Origin of the sequence: Pantoea sp. AS142 (assembly GCF_037152305.1) — a bacterium.
Classification (GTDB): Bacteria; Pseudomonadota; Gammaproteobacteria; order Enterobacterales; family Enterobacteriaceae; genus Pantoea.
Map to the genome: position 1 here is coordinate 107,684 of NZ_JBBCMO010000013.1, position 6,591 is coordinate 114,274.

Annotated in this window: 6 protein-coding genes and 1 rRNA gene; 2 read left to right on the forward strand and 5 right to left on the reverse strand. The window is 50.7% G+C overall.

The window, feature by feature from the left end:
- Positions 1-148: 148 nt before the first annotated feature.
- The 4 genes from polA to WFO64_RS20210 form a co-directional block, all read right to left on the reverse strand.
- Positions 149-2,935 (reverse strand): DNA polymerase I, encoded by a 2,787-nt coding sequence (gene polA / locus WFO64_RS20195; protein ID WP_337013811.1) that lies wholly within the window; start codon positions 2,933-2,935, stop codon positions 149-151.
- A gap of 376 nt (positions 2,936-3,311) precedes the next feature.
- On the reverse strand, positions 3,312-3,941 hold the full coding sequence (gene dsbA / locus WFO64_RS20200) for a thiol:disulfide interchange protein DsbA (protein WP_337013812.1): 630 nt from the start codon (positions 3,939-3,941) through the stop codon (positions 3,312-3,314).
- 26 nt (positions 3,942-3,967) lie between these two features.
- Positions 3,968-4,954, reverse strand: coding sequence for a serine/threonine protein kinase (locus WFO64_RS20205; protein ID WP_337013818.1), 987 nt, complete (start codon positions 4,952-4,954; stop codon positions 3,968-3,970).
- A gap of 45 nt (positions 4,955-4,999) precedes the next feature.
- Positions 5,000-5,275 (reverse strand): YihD family protein, encoded by a 276-nt coding sequence (locus WFO64_RS20210; RefSeq protein WP_337013813.1) that lies wholly within the window; start codon positions 5,273-5,275, stop codon positions 5,000-5,002.
- Positions 5,276-5,319: 44 nt separating this feature from the next.
- Here WFO64_RS20210 and mobA point away from each other — a divergent pair, with 44 nt between their 5' ends.
- On the forward strand, positions 5,320-5,889 hold the full coding sequence (gene mobA, locus WFO64_RS20215; RefSeq protein ID WP_337013814.1) for a molybdenum cofactor guanylyltransferase MobA: 570 nt from the start codon (positions 5,320-5,322) through the stop codon (positions 5,887-5,889).
- Position 5,890: 1 nt separating this feature from the next.
- Positions 5,891-6,397 (forward strand): molybdopterin-guanine dinucleotide biosynthesis protein MobB, encoded by a 507-nt coding sequence (mobB, locus tag WFO64_RS20220; protein WP_337013815.1) that lies wholly within the window; start codon positions 5,891-5,893, stop codon positions 6,395-6,397.
- An 85-nt stretch (positions 6,398-6,482) separates the two neighbouring features.
- Here mobB and rrf read toward each other — a convergent pair.
- Positions 6,483-6,591: ribosomal RNA gene (gene rrf / locus WFO64_RS20225) — 5S ribosomal RNA — on the reverse strand; the annotation flags it as partial.

A 6,591-nucleotide genomic window follows, 5' to 3' on the forward strand; every position in this document is an offset into this window, starting at 1 on the left:
GACGGAAAAAGTGTTTGGACGATAAGCAGTTAGGAAAGCGCCTTATCTCAGTGCCAGCGTTGACTACGCTAAACCGGTTAACTCAACGATTTACTTATAACTGATTCCGGGCCGATTTCTCGATTCCGACCCGACCAGAAGTAGCGAATCAGTGGGCTTCATCCCAGTTGTCACCCACACCGACTTCAACCAGTAAAGGTACGTCGAGCTGCACGCTACCTTCCATCAGCGCACGGATTTTCTGGCTGGCCTCTTCAACCGCCTCCGTCTTCACTTCGAACACCAGTTCATCGTGAACCTGCATGATCATTCTGACTGCATTGTCATTTTGCTGCTCAAGCCAGTCATCCACGGCGATCATCGCCCGCTTGATAATATCCGCTGCCGTTCCCTGCATCGGCGCATTGATCGCGGCACGCTCTGCGGCTTTACGGCGAATGGCATTGCTGGATTTAATATCTGGCAGCCACAGTCGACGCCCTTCAATCGTTTCGACATAGCCTTTACTGGCAGCCAGCTGGCGCGTGTTTTCCATATAGCGAAGTACGCCCGGATAGCGTTCAAAGTAGAGGTCCATATACTTTTTCGCTTCTCCTGCACCGATATTCAGCTGACGCGACAGGCCAAATGCGCTCATACCATAAATCAGACCAAAATTGATCGCTTTGGCGCTGCGACGCTGTTCGCCGCTCACCTTACCCAGCGACACACCAAACACTTCGGATGCTGTGGCGCGGTGAATATCTTCGCCTTGGGCAAAAGCGTCCAGTAATCCTTTGTCCTGAGAGAGATGTGCCATTATACGCAGTTCGATTTGTGAATAGTCTGCCGCCACAATGCGATGGCCTTTGGCCGCAACAAAGGCCTGACGGATACGGCGCCCTTCATCATTACGCACCGGAATGTTTTGCAGGTTCGGATCGGCAGAGGATAAGCGTCCGGTTGCGGTAACCGCCTGATGATAAGAGGTATGCACCCGCCCGCTCACCGGATTGATCATCAGCGGTAATTTATCCGTATAAGTCGACTTAAGTTTAGATAAGCCGCGATGCTCCAGAATCACTTTGGGCAACGGATAATCGAGTGCCAGCTCAGCTAAAACCTCTTCACTGGTTGACGGCGCCCCGCCCGGTGTTTTCTTAGTGGGTTTAATGCCCTGCTTTTCAAACAGGATCACCTGTAGCTGCTTGGTAGATGAGAGGTTAAAGGGTTCGCCCGCCAGTTCATGCGCTGTTAACTCAAGCTCAGCCAGTCGGGTGGTCAGCTCTTTCGAATGCTGTGCCAGAATTGATTGATCGATCAACACGCCATTGCGCTCTATCCGGGAGATAACGGTCAGTAATGGCATCTCAATCTGTTCGAAGACTTTTTTCGGACCTGCTTCTTTCTCCAGCTCTGGCCACATCTTCAGATGCAGCTGCAGGGTCACATCGGCATCCTCGGCAGCATAATGGGATGCTTGCTCAAGCGCGATTTGATTGAACGTCAGCTGATTTTTGCCTTTACCGGCGATCTCCTGAAAGGTGACCGTTTTATGGTTAAGCCAGCGAGCAGCCAGGCTATCCATGTCATGTTTACCCACCACGCTGTTGAGAATATATGACTCAAGCATGGTGTCGAATTTGATACCGGCTAGTTCAATGTCGTAGTTCTTCAGCACACCGCGATCGTATTTCAGGTTCTGGCCAACTTTCCAGGCGCTGTCATCTTCCAGCAGGGGCTTGAGCTGTGCCAGAACGGTCGCGCGATCAAGTTGATCAGGCGCATCGAGATAGTCATGGGCAACCGGCAGATAGGCGGCTTCGCCGGGCGCCACCGCGAAGCTGAGACCAACGATGTTAGCGCTCAGGGTATCCAGTGCATCGGTCTCCAGATCAAAAGCAAAGACCGGGCTTTTTTTCAGCTTCTTCAGCCAGCTATCAAAGACTGCCTGATCCAGGATGGTGATATAGCCCTCGGTCGGTAACACGCTGCTGGTTTCAACCGCAGGAACTGGCTCACCGGACAGCGCTTTTTGCGCCTGAGTATTGCTCTTTTTACCCTGCAGCCATGTACCGTCCTGCAGATCACTCAGCCAGCGTTTAAACTCATAACGGCTGAACAGGGTTTGCAATGCTCCAACATCAGGTTCAGTGACCGTGAGTTCTTCACAGGGCAGCGCTAGTTCAACGTCCGTTTTAATCGTCGCCAGCTGATATGAGAGAAACGCTACATCGCGATTCTGTTCAAGTTTGGTCGCCATGTTTTTTGCGCCACGAAACCCGAGATCGGTCACTTTATCCAAATTGTCATAGATCGTCTGCATGCTGCCCAATCCCTGCAGCAGAGCTTGCGCAGTTTTTTCACCAACACCCGGCACGCCAGGGATGTTATCCGAGCTATCACCCATCATAGCCAGAAAATCGATGATTAAGGCTGGTGGTACACCATATTTTTGCTCAACCTCTTCCGGTCCCAGAATGGTATTGTTCATGGTGTTAATCAGCGTTATGGCTGGCGTGACCAGTTGCGCCATATCTTTGTCGCCAGTACTGATTAGTACTGAAAGACCCTTTTTCTCCGCTTCGAGTGCCAGCGTACCAATCACATCATCGGCTTCAACGCCGCTCACAACCAGCAGCGGTAGGCCCATCGCCCGCACCATCTCATGCAGCGGCTCAATTTGTGCACGCAGATCGTCAGGCATAGGGGGACGGTGAGATTTATAATGCTCAAACAGCTCATCTCTGAAGGTTTTGCCTTTGGCATCGAATACCACAGCAACGTGACTCGGTTTGTATTGCGCCAGCAGACTTTTCAGCATGTTGAGCACGCCGTACATGGCACCAGTGGGTTCACCTGCACTATTGGTCAGCGGCGGAAACGCGTGATACGCACGATAAAGATAGGATGAACCATCAACCAGAATCAGAGGATTTTCTGCTATTTGCGCCATAAGTCTGTGTAGTCTTCGTTGCTATGAATTGGACTATAAGGATGCCACAACCTGGCAGGAATGGTGAACTAAGGCGTGCCACGTCTGGCGCTTTTCACGCTTTTAGGGCCAGGATCGCAATGATCGTTCTGTGGATAACTTTGTGCGTAAAAATTATAACGCGCTGTTCCTCAGAAAAATAAACAATTTAACCTTCAATAAAAAACATATATTTCAGTTAGTTATTTAATTTCCGTGACCCGATCGCTATTTTTAATAGCGCGATCTCTTGTGTGGATATTAAATTTATGCCCTGGAGATGGACAAAAAGGGTGCCATTGTTCAAAGGCATAAAAAACGCCAGCAAAACTGGCGTTTAACTGAAGTGTGAGGCTGATTACTTCTGGCTTACCAGGAATTTAACCACGTTCGCATAGTCCGCGACGAAATTATCCATAGAACTGGTATCCAGACCGCCGTTGTTAACCATGTACTTACCATTCACGAAAATAGCTGGCACACCGCGCAGATCCACATCAGCAGCGGCTTTCTGCTGCTGGGCAACCAACGCTTTGACAGCGAAGCTTTTCCAGGCAGCATCGTAGTCAGCAGCGGAAATACCGGCCGCTTTGACAAAGGTCTCTTTCAGACTGGCAGGATCAGTGATGGTCTGCGTTTTCTGAATGCCATCAAAGATGGGTACCGTCACTTTATCTTCAACGCCCAGCGCCATCGCCACAGCCCAGGCCTGGGTCACGACCGGCCCCAGTTCGCCACCGAGAAAGTCGACGTGGTATTTCACCATTTTGGTGTCAGCAGGCAGATTCTTTTTCACCGCGTCATTGACGTGATAAATATGTTCAAACTGATAGCAATGCGGGCAGAAGAAGGAAAAGAACTCCATCACTTGAGGTTCGCCAGCCACAGGTTTTGGCAGACTCACATATTGTTTACCTTCAGTGAACTGGGCAGCAGACGCGCTGAATGCCAGCATTAAACCCATCAGTGCAAACCAAATTTTTTTCATCGTGAAAAATTCTCCTGACTACGTTATTAATATTGCGGTGTCAGCTGCAGAGGAGGTTCCTGCAACAGCTTCTCCTGCTCGGTAAAGAGTGAAATTTGCCTGCGCCAGAAATCTTCATCTGTCATCCAGGGGAAAGCGCGCGGAAAAGCGGGATCCTGCCAGCGTCGTACAACCCAGGCCAGATAATAAACCATGCGCATGGCACGTAAAGGTTCAATCAGTGACAATTCATTAATATCAAAATCACTGAATTCATTGTACGCCTCCAGCAGGATATCCCACTGAATACGCTGTTCCTGTCGATCACCGCTGATCAGCATCCATAAATCCTGTATCGCAGGGCCATTACGGGCGTCATCCAGATCGACAAACAGCGGTCCGTCACGCCACAGGATATTACCCGGATGGCAGTCGCCATGTAATCGTAGCGGCTGCCACGTGGTGTGCCACTGTTGTTGCAGCGTGTTTCCCAGCTTATCGATAGCCTGTAGCAGTGCGACTTTAAGCGATGCAGGCACTAACAGAGAGTGCTCCAGCACCTGCCGGGGTTCATGCAGATATTCATCCAGACCAATGGCAGGCCGATGCCTGAACAGCGTTTTACGCCCGGTCTGATGAATGCGGCCCAGGAAGCGGCCTACCCACTCCATCTGATCTTCGTTGTCTGTCTCATATTGCCGTCCGCCCAGGCTGGGGAATACGGCAAAGAAGAAGCCAGCGTGGCTGTGTAAGGTCTCACCCTTCAATCGCAGCGGCGCCGCGATGGGCACCTCGTCAGCCAGCAGATCGAGTGCATACTGATGCTCTTCAGCAATCTGTTCGACACGCCAGCGCTGTGGGCGATAAAATTTCGCAACATAGCGGCGTTTTTCATCATCGCTGAATTGATAAACCCGGTTCTCATAGCTGTTTAGGGCTGTCAGACCTGATTCGACGCGAATTCCGGTATCCCAGAGCGCATCAAGTAATACGTCGGGATTCAATGTCTGGAAGTTAAAAGCAGCGTCGCTCATCATGTTACCTGTAGTTGCCCTTGCATTTAGCTGCCAAGGATAACACTACTCGTCTTGTTTAATGACACCTCGTGCGCGGAGCAATGCTGTTTTGAAATCCACTTCATAGTCTTTTTGCAGGCCAGGGATCTCATCATCACTGGCTGAGTCACGCATCTTGAGATGGTAAATTAATACGTCATCGGTTAATTCACTTAACGGGCCACGGAAACCAGATTCCTGAGCCAGTTTCTGCAAAAATGTGACCAGATTAAGATCAGGCTCTTTTTGCCAGGCGGGTTGTAGCAACTCGATTAACTCGTTTAAACGATGGCATTTCATTCAGATTTCTCCTTTCACAGTGCGTCATCAGCGAGGGCACCGTCATGACAATATTAACCGGCATCATACTGGCCGGTGGTCAGGGCCGCCGTATGGGTGGTCAGGACAAAGGGTTAGTACAACTGGATGGCAGACCGCTTTATCAGCATGTCCTTGAACGGCTCAGGCCACAAGTCGACATTGTCATGATTAATGCGAATCGTAATATTGATCGCTATCAGTTAAGCGGGTGTCGGGTTGTTCAGGATGTTTTTGATGATTATCCCGGTCCGCTGGCTGGCATTTACAGCGCGTTGCTCGCCATCGATGGTGAATGGGCCGCTTTTTGCTCCTGTGATACGCCTGCAATACCTCTCAACCTCGTGGAAAAACTGGTCGATCAACGCGGAGAGGCACCGGCAGTCTGGGTACGTTCACAGTCGCGCGATCATCCGACACTGGCGCTGATTCATCGGGAGATGGCTGCTCCTCTTTATGACTATCTTCAGGCTGGTGAACGGCGTCTGATGTATTTTCTGCGCGACCACGGTGGCCATGCTGTCCAGATGGATGATGATGAGGCTGCCTTCCGCAATATCAATACGCCTGATGACCTGAACGACAGAGGCTGCTGATATGTCATTACCTATACTTGCCATTGTGGGCTGGAGTGGAACCGGGAAAACAACGCTGTTGCAGCAGGTGATACCGATTCTTAGTAGTAAAGGGATTCGCGCCGGGCTGATTAAGCATACGCATCATCAGATGGACGTTGATACGCCAGGTAAAGATAGCTATCTGCTCAGAAAAGCGGGCGCAAATCAGGTGATAGTGGCCAGCTCAGAGCGATGGGCATTGATGTGTGAGACGCCGGAAAAGCAGTTGATTAATCTGCCTTATCTGCTCAGCCGCATGGATCACTCTACGCTTGAGGTCGTGCTGGTCGAAGGCTTCAAAGAGGAACATGTACCTAAAATTGTTTTATGGCGTGTCGGAATCAAGGGTGGAATCGAGGAACTGCTTGATGAGCAGGTGATCGCTGTCGCCAGTGACCAGAAATTAACTCTGAACGTGCCAGTTCTGGATATAAATCGTCCGGACAGCGTTGCAGACTTCATTGCTGACTGGCTTGAGAAACGCTGAAATGGATTTTGTGATGCAGTTTTCCACGATCTGCGGACGTAAAAAAGCCCCGCACGGCAGTGCGGGGCTTCTTCACTTATTTAATGCCTGGCAGTTCCCTACTCTCGCATGGGGAGACCCCACACTACCATCGGCGCTACGGCGTTTCACTTCTGAGTTCGGCATGGGGTCAGGTGGGACCACCGCGCTACAGC

Coding starts and splice junctions, on each gene's coding strand:
- mobB (WP_337013815.1), top strand. CDS start 5,891: ATGTCATTACCTATACTTGCCATTGTGGGCTGGAGTGGAACCGGGAAA.
- polA (WP_337013811.1), bottom strand. CDS start 2,935: ATGGCGCAAATAGCAGAAAATCCTCTGATTCTGGTTGATGGTTCATCC.
- dsbA (WP_337013812.1), bottom strand. CDS start 3,941: ATGAAAAAAATTTGGTTTGCACTGATGGGTTTAATGCTGGCATTCAGC.
- WFO64_RS20205 (WP_337013818.1), bottom strand. CDS start 4,954: ATGAGCGACGCTGCTTTTAACTTCCAGACATTGAATCCCGACGTATTA.
- WFO64_RS20210 (WP_337013813.1), bottom strand. CDS start 5,275: ATGAAATGCCATCGTTTAAACGAGTTAATCGAGTTGCTACAACCCGCC.
- mobA (WP_337013814.1), top strand. CDS start 5,320: ATGACAATATTAACCGGCATCATACTGGCCGGTGGTCAGGGCCGCCGT.